The following is a 15442-nucleotide window of genomic DNA, read 5'->3' as shown; positions in this document are numbered from 1 at the left end:
GCATCCGGCCGCTGACGTTGATGCTGATCTGCGACGATATGTGCGGGTACCGATCCACGACGCCGCCGCCACGGCCCACGGCGGCTGCGGACTGAGGGGCGGATGATGGCGGCCGGATTGCCGGATCCGAAGGAGATCGAAGAGCTCCTGCTCGGAGGCGAGCTGCGGTACAACCGCGTCGAGGCGGTCCGCCTGTCCGGGGTGTCCCGGGACTTCGCCGGCCGGATCTGGCGGGCGTTCGGCTACCCGTCGATGCCGGACGAGACGATCGCCTACACCGAGGGCGACGTGGCGGCGCTGGACCGCCTCCGCAGGCTCGTCGATGACGGGGTCCTGGACGAGGACGGCGTGATCCGCCTGGTCAGGGCGTTCGGCCAGACGATGACCAGGCTCGCCGAGTGGCAGGTCAACCTGCTGCGCAGCATGCTGACGCAGGATCTGACCGAGACGCCGTCGGCGCAGGCGGTGGACACGGTGGTGGACATCGCCGAGAAGCACATCGGCGACTTCGAACCGCTGGTGCTGCACGCCTGGCGGCGGCAGCTCGCTGCCGCGGGGACGCGGGCGCTGGCCGCGGCGGCGAGCCGGGAGAACGGCGATTCCGCGGGCCGGCCGATGACCACGGTCGGGTTCGCGGACATGGTCTCCTTCACCCAGGTCAGCCGGGAGCTGGAGGAGATCGAGCTGGCCCGCGTGGTGGAGTGGTTCGAGGAGACCGCCGCCGACATCATCGCCTCCTGCGGCGGCCGGCTGGTGAAGACGCTCGGCGACGAGGTGCTGTTCAGCGCGGGGACGCCGGAGATCGGCGCGGAGATCGCGCTGACGGTGGCGGCGGCGATCCAGGACGAGACCGAGGTCCCGGACGTGCGGGTCGGCGTCGCCCACGGGCCCGTCCTGCCGCTGATGGGCGACGTGTTCGGCACGACCGTGAACCTCGCGGCCCGGCTCACCTCCCTCGCCCGGCCGGGCGCGGTGGTGATCGACGCCGAGCTGGCGGCGTGCCTGGAGAAGGCGCCGGGCTACGAGGTCACGCGGATCGTCAAGCGCCCGGTGCGCGGCCTCGGCATCGTCCAGCCGTACGTGCTGCGCAGGAGCGGCGGGCGGGCGACGTAGGGCTCAGACGGGGCTCGGGCCGCCCTCGCCGGGCGAGTCGGTGAGGCGCTGCAGGTAGTTCTGCTCGCCGAGGGCCTGGACGAGGCTCAGCTCGGTCTCCAGGTAGTCGATGTGCTCCTCCTCGTCGGCGAGGATGTCCTCGAAGATCCGGGCGGAGGTGACGTCGCCGCGCGAGCGCATGAGCTCGATGCCGGGCCGCAGCCGGGCCACGGCCTCCATCTCGACCTCCAGGTCCGCCTTGAGCTGCTCGACGATGGTCTGCCCGATGCGCAGGGTGCCGAGCCTCTGGTAGTTCGGCAGGCCCTCCAGGAACAGGATCCGGTCGGTGAGCCGCTCCGCGTGCCGCATCTCGTCGAAGGACTCGTCGCGGGTGTGCTTGGCGATACGGGTGAAGCCCCAGTTCTCCTGCATCTTGGCGTGCAGGAAGTACTGGTTGATCGCCGTGAGCTCGGCGGTGAGCTGCTCGTTCAGCAGAGCGATGATGTCGTTGTCGCCTTCCATGGCCCCATGCTTCCATGCCGGACCGGATCCGGGACAGTACCTATTCGCACACAGTGCGTTCCGATATAGAAACGGACGGTAAGGAAAGGGGCGTTCAGGCGGCGGTCGAGGAGGCAGGGGCGCTGCCGCCCACCCCGTGCACGACCTGCGCGGGAGCGGGAAGCGGCGAGCTCGCGAGGGGCGCCTCGGGGACGGCCGCCAGGGCGTGCGGGCCACCGGCCAGGGCGTCCGCCAGGGCGGTGGAGTCGCGGTACTCGCTGACCATCGTGTGGATGCGCTTGGTGCACAGCCCGCAGCCCGGCTTGAAGCCGCAGGCCGCCTTGACGGCCTTGGCGGTCGTGCAACCGCTCGCCATGCAGCCGTGAACGTCGTCCTCCGTGACGGCGTTGCAGATGCACACGTACATTCCGGTGGGAGACCTTCCGTGCGGCTCGTCGTCTTCGCAGCGTGCCCCACCGGCACCGGTAAGGGCGCCCTCATTAAGGTAAGGCTCCCCTAACGTAACCCACTGATGTCCGTTCTGGCCAGTGGGGTCCTGATCGGTGTGATCTATCCCCTAGGGGGAAGAGCTTCGGGGGTGCGGCCGGCGGTACGTGCGCGGTCGGGCGCGCGGCGCCGCACCCTACGAAGGGCGGAACAATTGGCTCAGGTTTGGCCGGGTGACGCCTACCCCCTGGGGGCCCGGTTCGACGGCGCGGGGACGAACTTCGCCGTCTTCTCCGAGGTGGCCGAGAAGGTGGAGCTGTGCCTGTTCGACGGACCGGCGGGCGACGGTGAGGAGACGCGGCTGACGCTGCCGGAGGTGGACGCCTTCGTGTGGCACGGCTACCTGCCGGGCGTCATGCCGGGACGCCGGTACGGGTTCCGCGTGCACGGCCCCTACGATCCGCCGCGCGGGCTGCGTTGCAACCCCGCGAAGCTGCTGCTCGACCCGTACGCGCAGGCCGTCGAAGGACAGGTCGACTGGGACGAGGCGTGCTTCGGGTACGACTTCGGCGACCCCTGGTCGCGCAACGACGCCGACTCGGCGCGCCACACGATGCGGTCGGTGGTGGTCAGCCCGTACTTCGACTGGGGGGACGACCGCCCGCCCCGCACCCCCTACCACGAGACGGTGATCTACGAGGCGCACGTCAAGGGGCTGACCGCCCGGCATCCGGACATCCCGCCGGCGATGCGCGGCACGTACGCGGCGCTCGGCCACCCGGTGATCACCGACCATCTCCGCTCGATCGGGGTGACGGCGGTCGAGCTGATGCCCGTCCACCAGTTCGTCCACGACGACGCGCTGACGAGCCGCGGGCTGCGCAACTACTGGGGCTACAACACCATCGGCTTCTTCGCGCCGCACAACGAGTACTCCTCGTCCGGGCACCGCGGCGAGCAGGTGCTGGAGTTCAAGGCGATGGTGAAGTCGCTGCACGCGGCCGGGATCGAGGTGATCCTGGACGTCGTCTACAACCACACCGCCGAGGGCAACCACCTCGGGCCGACGCTGTCGTTCCGCGGCCTCGACAACGCCTCGTACTACCGGCTCACGGAGGACGACGCCCGCTACTACATGGACACCACGGGCACCGGCAACAGCCTGCTGATGCGCAGTCCCCACGTCCTGCAGCTGATCATGGATTCGCTGCGGTACTGGGTGACCGAGATGCACGTGGACGGGTTCCGCTTCGACCTCGCCGCGACGCTGGCCCGCGAGCTGCACGCGGTGGACCGGCTGTCGGCGTTCTTCGACCTCGTCCAGCAGGACCCGGTGGTCTCGCAGGTCAAGCTGATCGCCGAGCCGTGGGACGTCGGGGAGGGCGGCTACCAGGTCGGCAACTTCCCGCCGCTGTGGACGGAGTGGAACGGCCAGTACCGGGACACGACGCGCGACTACTGGCGCGGGCAGCCGGGCACGCTGCCCGACTTCGCCTCCCGGCTGACGGGCTCGTCCGACCTGTACGCCGACGACGGCCGCCGCCCCATCGCCTCGATCAACTTCGTGACCTGCCACGACGGCTTCACGCTGCACGACCTCGTCTCCTACGACGGCAAGCACAACGAGGCCAACGGGGAGGGCAACCGGGACGGCACCGACGACAACCGGTCGTGGAACTGCGGCCACGAGGGCGCGACGGACGACCTGGACATCATCTCGCTGCGCGAGCGGCAGAAGCGCAACTTCCTGACCACGCTGTTCCTGTCGCAGGGCGTGCCGATGCTCCTGCACGGGGACGAGATCGGCCGGACGCAGCGCGGGAACAACAACGCCTACTGCCAGGACGGCGAGCTGTCCTGGGTCGACTGGACGGGTCTGCGCGACGACACGTTCTTCGACGAGCGCGGCCCGCTGCTCGACTTCGTCCGCCGGTTGTCCGCGCTGCGCACCGAGCATCCGGTGTTCCGGCGGCGCCGCTTCTTCCGCGGCGGCGACGACGGCTCCAAGCGCACCCGCGAGGGGACGATGCCCGAGGATCTGCCGGACCTCGTCTGGTTCACGCCCGGCGGAACGGAGATGACCGGCGGGGACTGGTCCGCCGGCTTCAACAAGTCGCTGACCGTGTTCCTGAACGGCGACGCGATAGGCGAACCGGACCGGCGCGGACGGCAGGTCAGGGACGCCTCGTTCCTGCTGCTCGTCAACGCCCACGACGGGGACCTGGCGTTCGCGCTTCCGCCCGTGCTGTACGGGCAGATGTGGATAAAAGTGCTCGACACCGCCGACCCGCTGCTCGCCGAGGAGGAGTCGCCCGTCGTGAAGTCCCGCGAGAACGTGCCGGTCGGCGCCCGCTCCATCCAGGTCATGCGCCGGGTCTGAGGCAGGGATGACGCAGATGGACGACGACACGCAGACGGAGGGCGCGCCGGCGGACGACGGCACGCAGGCCGAGCCCGTCCCCGAGGAACCGCTTCCCGTCGCCGAACCCCCCGAGGAAACCGTGTCCGAGGACCACAGGCCCGAACGGGCGGAGACATCCGAACACGTGGACAGGGGCGTCCCGGAGGAGGACGCCCTCGCCGCGCCGCCGACCGGCACCTACCGCCTCCAGCTCCGCGGGACGCCCGAGGAGCACTTCGGATTCGCCGACGCCGCGGCGCTGGCCCCCTACCTGGCGGCCCTCGGCGTGTCGCACGTCTACCTGTCGCCGGTCCTGCAGGCCGCGCCGGGCTCCACGCACGGCTACGACGTCGTCGACCACTCCCGGCTGTCGGAGGAGCTGGGCGGGCCCGAGGCGTTCGGCGCCATGGTGACCCGGTTCCGGGCGCACGGCCTGCGGGTGCTGGTGGACGTCGTCCCGAACCACATGGCGATCCCGGAGCCGGCCGAGCTGAACCTGCCGTTCGCGGACGTCCTGGCGGAGGGGCCGCGGTCGCGGTTCGCCGGGTGGTTCGACATCGACTGGGAGGCGGGCGGCGGGCGGATCGTGCCGCCCGGCGAGGGCGAGCCCAACTACCGGCGCTTCTTCGACATCTCCGGCCTGATCGGGCTGCGGCAGGAGGACGCCGAGGTCTTCGAGCGCACGCACGCGCTGCTGCTGAACCTGGTCCGGGACGGCCTGGTGGACGGGCTGCGCGTCGACCATCCCGACGGGCTCGCCGACCCGCGCGGCTACCTGCGGTGGCTCTCCGAGGCCGCCCCGGACCGCTGGCTGCTCGTCGAGAAGATCACCGAGGGGGAGGAGCGGCTGCCGCCGGACTGGCCGTGCGCGGGCACCACCGGCTACGACGCGCTCGGAATGATCGGCGGGCTGTTCCTCGACCCCGCCGGGGAGAAGCCGCTGACCGACTACTACGTGTCGCTCACGGGCGCCCCGGCCGGCTTCGAGGAGGTCGAGCGCGACGCCCGGATGCACGCCGCCACGCACGGCCTCACCCCCGAGATCGGGCGGCTCCAGCGCGTGCTCTACCGGGTCGTGGGCGAGCGCCGTCCCGGCCTTGAGCGGGCGCTGGTCGAACTGCTGGTCGCCATGCCCGTCTACCGCGCGTACGTCGTGCCCGGGGAGGACGCCCCCCAGCAGGCCGTGGACATCGTGAACGAGGCCGCCCGCCGTGCGCGCGCACACCTGCCGGAGGACATGCACGGCGACCTGGAGGTCATCGTGGATCTGGCCCTCGGACGCGGTGAGCGCACTGACGCCGAGTTCATCGTGCGGTTCCAGCAGACGTCGTCCCCGCTCGCCGCCAAGGGTGTGGAGGACACGGCGTTCTACCGGTGGAACCGCATGGCCGCGCTGAACGAGGTCGGCGGTGCGCCAGGGCGGTTCAGCGTCGGCCAGGCCGACTTCCACTCGTTCTGCATACGGCTTGCCCGCGACTGGCCGTTGACGATGACGACGCTGTCCACGCACGACACCAAGCGCGAGGAGGATGTGCGCGCCTGGCTGGCGGTGTTGTCGGAACTGCCCGCGGAGTGGGCCGCATCGGTGGATCGGTGGCGGAACTGGGGTCCCGGCACATCACCCTTGGAACCGGACCTGGAATACCTGTTCTGGCAGACGCTCGTCGGTGCGTGGCCGCTCACCATCGGACGACTGGAGGAGTTCCTCACCAAGGCGATGCGCGAGGCCAAGACGCGCACTTCCTGGGCCGAACAGGATCCCGACTACGAGGAGGCCGTCCTGAAGTACGCTCGCGGCGTCCTGGCCGATCCGGACCTGGTGACCGACATGACGTCGTTCGTCGCGAAGCTGACCCCGTACGCGCGCGTGAACACGCTCGGGCAGAAGCTCGTCCAGCTGGCGATGCCGGGCGTCCCGGACGTCTACCAGGGCTGCGAGATGACGGGCCTGTCGCTGGTCGACCCCGACAACCGGCGGCCGGTCGACTACGGGCGGCGCCGCGAGCACCTGTTCCGGCTCGACACGGGGCGGCAGCCGAAGGAAGTGGACGACGAGAAGCTGCTGGTCACGTCCCGGGCGCTGCGGCTGCGCCGGTCCCATCCGGAGTGGTTCGGCCCCGGTTCCCGGCATGAGCCGGTCACCGCGCGCGGGCCCGCCGCCGACCACGTCGTGGGGTTCGCCCGGGGCGAGGCCGTCGCGCTGGCCACCCGGCTCCCCGTGGGCCTGGAAGGCCGCGGCGGCTGGAAGGGCACGCGTGTGGACGTCCGCCGCCAGGGGTGGCGGGACGTCCTGACCGGTTGCACGCACATGGGCCCGATCCTGGACGCCTCGCGTGTGTTCGAGCACCTTCCCGTCGCGCTGCTCGTCCCCCGGGAGATCGATCGGTGAGCACCCGTTTCGAGGTGTGGGCCCCGGCCGCCGGCCGCGTGGACGTCGAGGCCGGCGGCGCCCGTCACGCCATGGAGGCGCGGTCTTCCGGCTCGGTGTCCTCCGGATGGTGGGAGGCCGACGTCGAGGACGTCTCTCATGGGACGGACTACGGGTTCGTCTTGGACGAGGCGGACGAGGTGCTGCCCGACCCCCGTTCGCCCTGGCAGCCCAACGGCGTGCACGGGCGGAGCCGCGTCTACGACCACGGACGGTTCGCCTGGACCGACCAGCACTGGCACGGCCGCCCGCTCGCCGGCAGTGTCCTGTACGAGATGCACGTGGGCACGTTCACGCCCGAGGGGACGTTCGACGCGGCGACCGAGCGGCTCGACCATCTGGTGGCGCTCGGCATAGACGCCGTGGAACTGCTGCCGGTCGCGTCTTTCCCCGGCGATCACGGCTGGGGTTACGACGGAGTTCACCTTTGGGCGCCGCACGAGCCCTACGGCGGTCCAGACGGTCTGAAGCGTTTCGTGGACGCCGCCCATGCGCGCGGCCTGGCCGTCGTCCTGGACGTCGTCTACAACCACCTGGGGCCGGACGGGAACCGCCTGGGAAGCTTCGGCCCGTACTTCACCAGCGCCCATGCCACCCCTTGGGGCGACGCCGTGAACTTCGACCAGGAAGGGTCGGACGAGGTCCGCGCGTTCGTCGTCCAGAACGCGCTGATGTGGTTGCGCGACTACCACTTCGACGGGCTGCGCCTCGACGCCGTCCACGCCATCACCGACCACGGCGCGGTCCACCTCCTGGAAGAGATGGGACGCGCCGTGGCTGCGCTTTCGGCCCATCTTGGCCGGGAACTGTTCCTCATCGCCGAATCGGACCTGAACGACCCGCGCCTGGTGACGTCCAGGGAAGCGGGCGGATACGGCTTGGACGCCCAGTGGAGCGACGACTTCCACCACGCCCTGCACGCGGCGCTCACAGGGGAGAGGCAGGGCTACTACTGCGACTTCGGCTCCCTGGAAACGCTGAAGAAGGCTTTCACCGGGGCGTTCGTTCACGACGGGACGATGTCGACCTACCGGGGGCGGCGCCACGGCCGTCCGGTGAATGTCCGGGAGACGCCCGCGCACAGATTCCTCGGTTTCCTGCAGAACCACGACCAGGTGGGCAACCGCGCGGCGGGCGACCGCATCGGCGCCCTTCTGCCGTCCCCCGGCCTGCTCAAAGTCGGTGCGGCGCTGCTCCTGCTCGGGCCTTTCACGCCCATGCTCTTCATGGGCGAGGAATGGGGAGCGACGACCCCGTGGTGCTACTTCACCGACCACCAGGACCCGGAACTGGCACGCGCGGTCAGCGAGGGACGGCGGCGCGAGTTCTCCCGGCACGGCTGGAGCGGCGAGGTCCCCGATCCACAGGCTGTGGACACGTTCCGCCGGTCCGTCCTCGACTGGGCCGAACCGGACCGGCCGCCGCACGCCGACCTGCTCGGATGGCACCGCGACTTGATCGCGCTGCGCCGCTCCCGCCCCGAACTGAACGACCCCCGGCTGACCGCGACGACGGTCGAGACGCACGAGGGGGCGGACAACGGGACGGACAACGGGACGGCCGGTGAGGCGGACGATGTCGCGGCGCGCCGGCTGACCGTGCGGCGCGGCTCGGTGTGCGTGGCGGCGAACCTCGGCGACCGGCCCGTCCTGGTTCCGTTGCCCGGTCCCGGCGGGGCCGCCCCGGGGCTCCTGCTCGCGTCGGATCCGGCTATTCACCTCGACCCGGTCGGTCTCGGCGATTCCGGAACGGCGTCGGTGGTGCTGCCGGGCGCCTCGGTCGCGGTACTCGACCTGGCCGGGGTCCGAGCACTGCGGGCATGATACGGCCTACCTCCCGATCGCACCCGAAAAGGGGTGTTCGTGTATGTACTACGAGTGGCAAACCGCAGGTCAAGAGCGCGGCGGCAGCCGTGCAAAGGTCAAGATTGGTCATACGATCGGTTCATGACCTCAGTACTGCTCGCCGAGGACGACACGTCCATCTCCGAGCCTCTCGCCCGCGCGCTGCGTCGCGAGGGGTACACCGTCGAAGTCAGTCCCGACGGCCCGCAGGCGCTGGAGCGGGCGCTCGGGGGCGGCGTGGACCTGATCGTCCTCGATCTCGGCCTTCCCGAACTGGACGGCCTTGAGGTGGCCCGCCGGGTGCGGGCCGAGGGGCACGGCGTGCCCATCCTGATCCTGACCGCCCGTGCCGACGAGGTCGACACCGTCGTCGGACTGGACGCGGGCGCCGACGACTACGTGACCAAGCCGTTCCGGCTGGCCGAGCTGCTCGCGCGGGTGCGGGCTCTACTGCGCCGGGGCAGCACCGAGACTCCGATCGTCCAGGGGGTGCGGATCGACGCCGAGTCGCGCCGCGCCTGGATGGGCGACCAGGAGCTGCAGCTCACCACCAAGGAGTTCGACCTGCTGCGCGTCCTCGTGCGGGACGCGGGCAAGGTCGTGACCCGCGAACAGATCATGCGCGAGGTGTGGGACACCAACTGGTGGGGTTCCACCAAGACCCTCGACATGCATATTTCCTGGCTACGCCGCAAGCTCGGCGACGACGCCGGCAGTCCCCGCTACATCACCACGGTGCGGGGCGTCGGCTTCCGGTTCGAGCGCGGCGACTAGCACCGGCCGCCGCGGCCCGGCGGGACGCCGGGGGCCTTCCCGAGAGGCCCCCGGGGCGCGTGCCGCACGGTCCGCGGCCCCACCCTCGAAGGAGCCCTGATGAGGCGCCGACTGCTCCTGTCGACGCTCGCGGTGGCGGTGGTCGCGCTGCTCCTGCTCGGCATACCCCTCGCCTACGCCGCACACAAGCTCGTCTACGAGGAGGCCGGCCGGTCGCTCGACCGGGAGGCGTCCTCCATCGCCGGCGGCGTCGGCTACAGCCTGGAGGCGCGCCAGCCGGTGACCCCGGCGGTCCTCGCCCGGGAGTACCCCGGCCGGCACGTCTCGATCACGTTGCCGGACGGCCGGACGCTCACCGCCGGGCCGCAGCGGCGCGGGCGCGTCCTGTCGTCGACGGCCGTGCACGGCCGGGTCCGGGTGCGGGTGTCGCGCCCGGAGGCCCAGGTCCGCGACGCCGCGCTGCGACTGCTCCTGCTCGTCGGCAGCCTGGCCCTGCTCGGCGTGGCCGTCACGGTCTGCCTGGCGATGGTGCAGGCCCGCAGGCTGACGCTGCCGCTGGTCGACCTCGCCGAGACCGCCGACCGGCTCGGCAGCGGCAACGCCCGGCCGCGCCCGCGCCGCTACGGCATCCCCGAGGTCGACCGGGTCGCCGAGGTGCTGGACCGCAGCGCCGTCCGCATCACCGACCTGCTGGTCGCCAGCCGCGAGTTCGCGGCCGACGCCAGCCACCAGCTCCGCACCCCGCTGACAGCGCTGTCCATGCGGCTGGAGGAGATGATCGAGGCGGCCGACTACCCCGACGTCGTCCGGGAGGAGGGCGCGGCGGCGCTCGCGCAGGCCGAGCGGCTCGTCGCGGTCGTCGAGCAGCTGCTCGCCCGCGCCCGGCACGACCGGACCGGCGGCGCCGTCCCGTCCCCGATCGACGAGATCATCGCCCAGCAGGTCGAGGAGTGGCGGCCGAGCTTCCGCAAGGCCGGCCGGGACGTGCGGATCATCGGCGAGCAGGGCCTCGTCGGCATGACCAACCCCGAGGGCCTCTCCCAGATCGTCGCCACGCTCCTGGAGAACTCCCTGACGCACGGCGCCGGCATCGTGACCATCCACACCAAGCCGGGCGCGAGCTCGGTGGTGGTCGAGGTCGGCGACGAGGGCGAGGGGATCCCGTCGGAGCTGGAGCCCCGCATCTTCGAGCGCAGCGTCTCCGGGGGCCTCGGCACCGGCCTCGGCCTCTACCTGGCCCGCTCCCTGGCGGTGGTGGACGGCGGGCGCCTGGAGCTGATCCAGTCGCGTCCCGCGGTGTTCGGGGTCTTCCTGCGCCAGGCCGCCGAGGTCCGGCTGGCCGCCGAACGCGTGGTCATGGGCCCCGCCTGAGAGCCGGCCGGGCTCCGGTCAGATCTCGGCGTAGTCCTCGGCGGTGCGGTCGAGGGGGTGCGCGAGCCGGGGCGCGGGGCCCGGGGCGGTGGCGCGGGTCGCGCCGGGGCCCTCGGGGGCGGGCTCGCCCGCGGGGGCCTCCGGCAGCCCGGACGCCGGATCGACGTGCGGGGCGCTCGCCGGCAGGAACACCCACTTCTTGTAGGACCAGAAGCGGAACAGCGTCGCCACCCCGGTGCCGACGACCAGCGCGATGTTGAAGAAGACGGCGCCGTCCAGCCCGAGGACGTAGTGCGAGAAGCCGATGAACAGCTCGGTGATCACCAGGCCGACGCCGTTCAGCGCGAAGAACAGCACGTACTCGCGGCCGAGGCCGGTGCGGTCGCGGTGCCGGAACGTCCAGTAGCGGTTGGCCAGGTAGGAGAACGTCGTCGCGATCACCGTGGCGACGCCGTTCGACGTGAGCGGGCCCACCCCCAGGCCGGTGTGCAGGCCGTTGCCGATCGCGAACGTGATGACGAACGCGATGGCGCCCACGCTGCCGAACTGGGCCAGTTCCCGCACGAGGTGCGCGAAACGCCGGTGGATCTTGGCGACCAGGCTCACGAAGCGAAACCGTCCTTCCGGGCTTGCACTGTGGGGCGCGGCCGGCGGCCGGCGACTGCGGGGGAGGCACCACGAGGATAGACGCCCGTGGCCCCCGGGACGTCGGAACATGAACGTTTCACGCTCACGCCCCGTTCCGTGCCCATTGCCGAGCCGCCCACACACCGTTGATGATCCTCACGCACCTTCGACGCGGACGCCGCGTGATTCGTTCGCCCGTCCGCCCGATAGCCTTTCGACGTGAAGGTTCGTGAGATGCCCGTGGTCGGGATGGCGGGCGGAGGGCAGCTCGCAAGGATGACCCAGCAGGCCGCGATCGCGCTCGGCGTGCCGCTGCGCGTGCTCGCCGGGGCGCCGGAGGAGTCGGCGGCCCGGGTCGTCTCGGACGTGCGGGTCGGCAACGACCGCGCGCTCGACGACCTGCTGGCGTTCGCCCAGGGCTGCGACGTGGTGACGTTCGACCACGAGCACGTCCCGGGGCCGCACATCCAGAAGCTGGAGGCCACGGGCGTCCCGTGCCGGCCCGGGTCGGCCGCCCTCGCGCACGCCCAGGACAAGCTCGTCATGCGCGAGCGCCTGTCCGAGCTGGGCGTTCCCTGTCCCGCCTACGCGCCCGTCCCGTCGCCCGAGCCGCGGGCGTTCCTGGAGGCGTTCGGCCGCGAGCACGGCTGGCCGCTGGTCCTGAAGTCCACCCGCGGCGGCTATGACGGCAAGGGCGTCTGGGTCGTCGGCGACCTTGCGGAGGCCGAGGTCGCCGAGCGGCTGCAGGCCGAGGGCGTCGACCTGATGGTGGAGCAGCACGTCGCCTTCGGCCGCGAGCTGGCCGCGCTCGTCGCGCGCTCCCCCTACGGGCAGGGCGCCGCCTACCCGATCGTGGAGACCGTCCAGGAGGGCGGGATCTGCACCGAGGTGATCTCGCCCGCCCCCGGCCTGTCGAAGGACCTCGCCGCCGGCGCGCAGAGCCTCGCCCTGCGCGTCGCGGACGAGCTGGGCGTCGTCGGCCTCCTCGCCGTCGAGCTCTTCGAGACGGACGGCGGCCTGCTGGTGAACGAGCTCGCCATGCGCCCGCACAACTCCGGGCACTGGACGATCGAGGGCGCCCGGACGTCGCAGTTCGAGCAGCACCTGCGGGCCGTCCTCGACCTGCCGCTCGGCTCCACCGAGCCCACCGCCCCGTACACGGTGATGGCCAACGTCCTCGGCGGCGACGACCCGGACGTCTACCCCCGCTACATCCACGTGATGGCCCACGACCCGGGCGTCAAGGTGCACATGTACGGCAAGGAGTCCCGTCCGGGACGCAAGATCGGCCATGTGACCGCGCTCGGCGCCGACCTCGCCGAGGTCCGCGAGCGCGCCCGGCACGCCGCCGACTACCTGCGCTGGGGCCCCGCCATGAAAGATCATCAGTGAGCGAGTTCGAGGGGAGGCGCGCGTGAGCGACCCGGTCGTCGGCGTGGTGATGGGGAGCGACTCGGACTGGCCCGTGATGGAGGCCGCCGCCCGGGCGCTGGAGGAGTTCGGCGTCCCCTACGAGGCCGACGTGGTGTCCGCGCACCGCATGCCGCACGACATGATCGCCTACGGCGAGGACGCGGCGGCCCGCGGCCTCCGCGTGATCATCGCGGGGGCGGGCGGCGCCGCGCACCTGCCGGGCATGCTGGCCTCGGTGACGCCGCTGCCGGTGATCGGCGTGCCCGTCCCGCTGAAGTACCTGGACGGGATGGACTCGCTGCTGTCGATCGTGCAGATGCCCGCGGGCGTCCCCGTCGCGACGGTGGCGGTCGGCGCGGCCCGCAACGCGGGGCTGCTGGCCGTCCGGATCCTGGCCGCCTCCGACACCGACCTGCGGGCCAAGATGACGGTGTTCCAGCAGGACCTCTACGGGCAGGCCAAGGCGAAGGGCGCGCGGCTGCGAGAGCGGCTCTGAAGCGCGCTCGCCGCCGCGGGACCGCTCAGCGCCGCAGCGCCCACTCGACGGCGGGGCAGCGGTCCATGACGACGTCGAGCCCGGCGTCCCTGGCGCGCCGGGCCGCCGCCTCGTCGATCACCTGGAGCGGCAGCCACACCGCCTTGGCGCCCGCCGCGATCGCCTCGTCCACCGCCTGCCCGGCGTGCTCGGCACGGCGGTAGACGCCCACCACGTCCACCTCGGAGGCGTCCGGGACGTCGGCGAGGGAGGCGTACCCCTTCTCGCCGAGCACCTCCCGCGCCGCCGGGTGCACGGGGATGATCCGCTTCCCGCGCTGCTGCATCAGCCGCGCCTGGCTGTGGACCTCCCGCTCCGGGTTGTCCCCGAGGCCGACGAAGGCCCACGTCCTCGACTCGTTCAGCAGGCGGCGGATCACCGCCTGGTCGGCGAAGTCAGTGGTCATGTCCGCCACAACGCCGCCCGCGGCCGCTTTAGTTCCGCTTTGGATCCGCGTCAGGGACGTCCGAGGGCCCGGTAGTTCCACCCGGCCGCGCGCCACAGTTCCGGGTCGAGCGCGTTGCGCCCGTCCACGATGTTGCGCTCCGCCACGGCCTCGGCGACCGTGGCCGGGTTCATGTCCCGGAACTCCGCCCACTCCGTCAGCAGCAGGACGGCGTGCGCGTCCTGGACGGCCGACATCGCCGACTCGCCGTACTCCAGCGTCGGCTGGGCGCGGCGCGCGTTGCGCATGGCCTGCGGGTCGTAGACGGTCACCCTGGCGCCCTGGGCGCGGATGGAGGCGGCCACGTCCAGCGCGGGGGAGTCGCGCACGTCGTCGGAGTTCGGCTTGAACGCGGCGCCGAGGACGCCGACCGTCCGCCCGGCGAAGGAGCCGCCGAGCAGCTGCCGGGCGAGGTCCACCATCCGGATCCGGCGCCGGATGTTGATCTCGTCGACCTCGCGCAGGAAGGTCAGCGCCTGGTCGGCGCCGAGCTCGCCCGCCCTGGCCATGAAGGCCCGGATGTCCTTCGGCAGGCAGCCGCCGCCGAACCCCAGCCCCGGGCCGAGGAACTTGCCGCCGATCCGGTCGTCGTAGGACAGCGCCTCCGAGAGCTTCGTCACGTCCGCGTGCGCGGCCTCGCACACCTCCGCCATCGCGTTGATGAACGAGATCTTGGTGGCGAGGAACGCGTTCGCCGACACCTTGACCAGCTCGGCGGTGGGGAAGTCGGCGGTGATGAAGGGCGTCCCCTCGGCGATCATCGTCCGGTAGACCTCGCGGAGCACCTTCTCGGCGTGCTCGGCGGCGCCCTGCTCGGGGGGCAGCCCGATCACGATCCGGTCGGGGTGCAGGGTGTCCTGGACGGCGAAGCCCTCGCGCAGGAACTCGGGGTTCCACGCGAGCACGGCGTCCTCGCCCGCCGGGGCCGCCTTGGCGAGCGCCTCGCCGAGCCGCGCGGCCGTCCCGACCGGCACGGTCGACTTGCCGACGACAAGGCTGGGCCGCTCCAGCAGCGGCGCCAGCGACGCGATCGCGCCGTCGACGTAGGTCAGGTCGGCCGCGTACTCCCCGGCCTTCTGCGGGGTCCCCACGCACAGGAAGTGGACGTCGCCGAACTCCGCGACCTCCTCGTAGGACGTGGTGAAGCGCAGCCGCCCGGTCTCCAGCCCCCTGCGCAGCACGGGTTCGAGCCCCGGCTCGTACACGGGCAGGTCGCCGGCCGAGAGCCGCGCGATCTTCTCCTCGTCCACGTCGAGACCCAGTACCTCGAAACCCAGGTCGGCCATGCACGCCGCGTGGGTCGCGCCGAGGTAACCGGTTCCGATGACCGTCAGCCGGTGGGACAAGGCCTGCTCCTCTCCGTTCGCTGTCGCCGACTAGCGGCCTTATTGGACACGTGCCCGCTGCGGGCGGGTACCCGCGTCGCCGGCCATTGCCTACTGGCCGGTAGCATCGGCGCCATGGATGCTGACTTTCCCTCGTACGCGCCGTCTGAGGAGCATGAGCTGTTGCGGCGGACGGTGCGTGAGCTGGCCGAGGCCAAGATTGCTCCTTTCGCGGCGGA

General features: G+C 71.8%; 13 protein-coding genes. 8 read left to right on the top strand and 5 right to left on the bottom strand.

The features are described from left to right. The first annotated feature begins 105 nt into the window (after window positions 1-105). Window positions 106-1113 (top strand): adenylate/guanylate cyclase domain-containing protein, encoded by a 1008-nt coding sequence (locus AB0H37_RS39725; RefSeq protein WP_329085602.1) that lies wholly within the window; start codon window positions 106-108, stop codon window positions 1111-1113. A gap of 3 nt (window positions 1114-1116) precedes the next feature. Here the strand turns inward: AB0H37_RS39725 and bfr are convergent, their stop codons facing one another. Both bfr and AB0H37_RS39715 read right to left on the bottom strand, forming a co-directional pair. Further along, window positions 1117-1614, bottom strand: coding sequence for a bacterioferritin (bfr, locus tag AB0H37_RS39720; protein WP_329085604.1), 498 nt, complete (start codon window positions 1612-1614; stop codon window positions 1117-1119). Window positions 1615-1708: 94 nt separating this feature from the next. Further along, window positions 1709-2020, bottom strand: coding sequence for a (2Fe-2S)-binding protein (locus AB0H37_RS39715; RefSeq protein ID WP_360617797.1), 312 nt, complete (start codon window positions 2018-2020; stop codon window positions 1709-1711). A gap of 234 nt (window positions 2021-2254) precedes the next feature. Here AB0H37_RS39715 and glgX point away from each other — a divergent pair, with 234 nt between their 5' ends. From glgX to AB0H37_RS39690, 5 genes are all read left to right on the top strand, one after another. Then, window positions 2255-4420, top strand: coding sequence for a glycogen debranching protein GlgX (glgX, locus tag AB0H37_RS39710; protein ID WP_329085606.1), 2166 nt, complete (start codon window positions 2255-2257; stop codon window positions 4418-4420). A 16-nt stretch (window positions 4421-4436) separates the two neighbouring features. Further along, window positions 4437-6830, top strand: coding sequence for a malto-oligosyltrehalose synthase (gene treY / locus AB0H37_RS39705; protein WP_360617796.1), 2394 nt, complete (start codon window positions 4437-4439; stop codon window positions 6828-6830). Next, window positions 6827-8692: a malto-oligosyltrehalose trehalohydrolase gene (treZ, locus tag AB0H37_RS39700; protein ID WP_360617794.1), complete on the top strand. Its 1866-nt coding sequence runs from the start codon at window positions 6827-6829 to the stop codon at window positions 8690-8692. Before treY ends, treZ begins: the two co-directional genes overlap by 4 nt. A gap of 123 nt (window positions 8693-8815) precedes the next feature. After that, on the top strand, window positions 8816-9487 hold the full coding sequence (locus tag AB0H37_RS39695) for a response regulator transcription factor (protein WP_019629095.1): 672 nt from the start codon (window positions 8816-8818) through the stop codon (window positions 9485-9487). A 99-nt stretch (window positions 9488-9586) separates the two neighbouring features. Beyond that, entirely contained in the window at window positions 9587-10858 is a 1272-nt protein-coding gene (locus AB0H37_RS39690; RefSeq protein ID WP_329085634.1) for an ATP-binding protein, read from the top strand. A gap of 18 nt (window positions 10859-10876) precedes the next feature. Here AB0H37_RS39690 and AB0H37_RS39685 read toward each other — a convergent pair whose 3' ends face one another. After that, entirely contained in the window at window positions 10877-11464 is a 588-nt protein-coding gene (locus AB0H37_RS39685; protein ID WP_360617791.1) for a GtrA family protein, read from the bottom strand. Between the two features lie 255 nt (window positions 11465-11719). Here AB0H37_RS39685 and AB0H37_RS39680 point away from each other — a divergent pair, with 255 nt between their 5' ends. After that, window positions 11720-12877 (top strand): 5-(carboxyamino)imidazole ribonucleotide synthase, encoded by a 1158-nt coding sequence (locus AB0H37_RS39680; protein WP_360617825.1) that lies wholly within the window; start codon window positions 11720-11722, stop codon window positions 12875-12877. 49 nt (window positions 12878-12926) lie between these two features. Beyond that, on the top strand, window positions 12927-13394 hold the full coding sequence (purE, locus tag AB0H37_RS39675; RefSeq protein ID WP_179839061.1) for a 5-(carboxyamino)imidazole ribonucleotide mutase: 468 nt from the start codon (window positions 12927-12929) through the stop codon (window positions 13392-13394). A gap of 25 nt (window positions 13395-13419) precedes the next feature. Here purE and AB0H37_RS39670 read toward each other — a convergent pair whose 3' ends face one another. Further along, entirely contained in the window at window positions 13420-13839 is a 420-nt protein-coding gene (locus AB0H37_RS39670; RefSeq protein ID WP_179837518.1) for a CoA-binding protein, read from the bottom strand. Between the two features lie 50 nt (window positions 13840-13889). After that, window positions 13890-15224 (bottom strand): UDP-glucose/GDP-mannose dehydrogenase family protein, encoded by a 1335-nt coding sequence (locus AB0H37_RS39665; RefSeq protein WP_329085639.1) that lies wholly within the window; start codon window positions 15222-15224, stop codon window positions 13890-13892. Between the last annotated feature and the right edge of the window lie 218 nt (window positions 15225-15442).

The organism is Actinomadura sp. NPDC023710 (assembly GCF_040639875.1).
GTDB classification, from domain to species: domain Bacteria; phylum Actinomycetota; class Actinomycetes; order Streptosporangiales; family Streptosporangiaceae; genus Spirillospora; species Spirillospora citrea.
Note: the sequence above shows the minus strand (reverse complement) of the source record. Positions and strands in the feature narration are given on the sequence as shown.

Bases quoted from the DNA above. Each gene is read 5' to 3' on its own strand.
- AB0H37_RS39680 (WP_360617825.1), top strand. From the start codon at position 11,720: ATGCCCGTGGTCGGGATGGCGGGCGGAGGGCAGCTCGCAAGGATGACC.
- bfr (WP_329085604.1), bottom strand. From the start codon at position 1,614: ATGGAAGGCGACAACGACATCATCGCTCTGCTGAACGAGCAGCTCACC.
- purE (WP_179839061.1), top strand. From the start codon at position 12,927: ATGGGGAGCGACTCGGACTGGCCCGTGATGGAGGCCGCCGCCCGGGCG.
- AB0H37_RS39695 (WP_019629095.1), top strand. From the start codon at position 8,816: ATGACCTCAGTACTGCTCGCCGAGGACGACACGTCCATCTCCGAGCCT.
- AB0H37_RS39715 (WP_360617797.1), bottom strand. From the start codon at position 2,020: ATGTACGTGTGCATCTGCAACGCCGTCACGGAGGACGACGTTCACGGC.
- AB0H37_RS39670 (WP_179837518.1), bottom strand. From the start codon at position 13,839: ATGACCACTGACTTCGCCGACCAGGCGGTGATCCGCCGCCTGCTGAAC.
- treY (WP_360617796.1), top strand. From the start codon at position 4,437: ATGGACGACGACACGCAGACGGAGGGCGCGCCGGCGGACGACGGCACG.
- AB0H37_RS39690 (WP_329085634.1), top strand. From the start codon at position 9,587: ATGAGGCGCCGACTGCTCCTGTCGACGCTCGCGGTGGCGGTGGTCGCG.
- AB0H37_RS39725 (WP_329085602.1), top strand. From the start codon at position 106: ATGGCGGCCGGATTGCCGGATCCGAAGGAGATCGAAGAGCTCCTGCTC.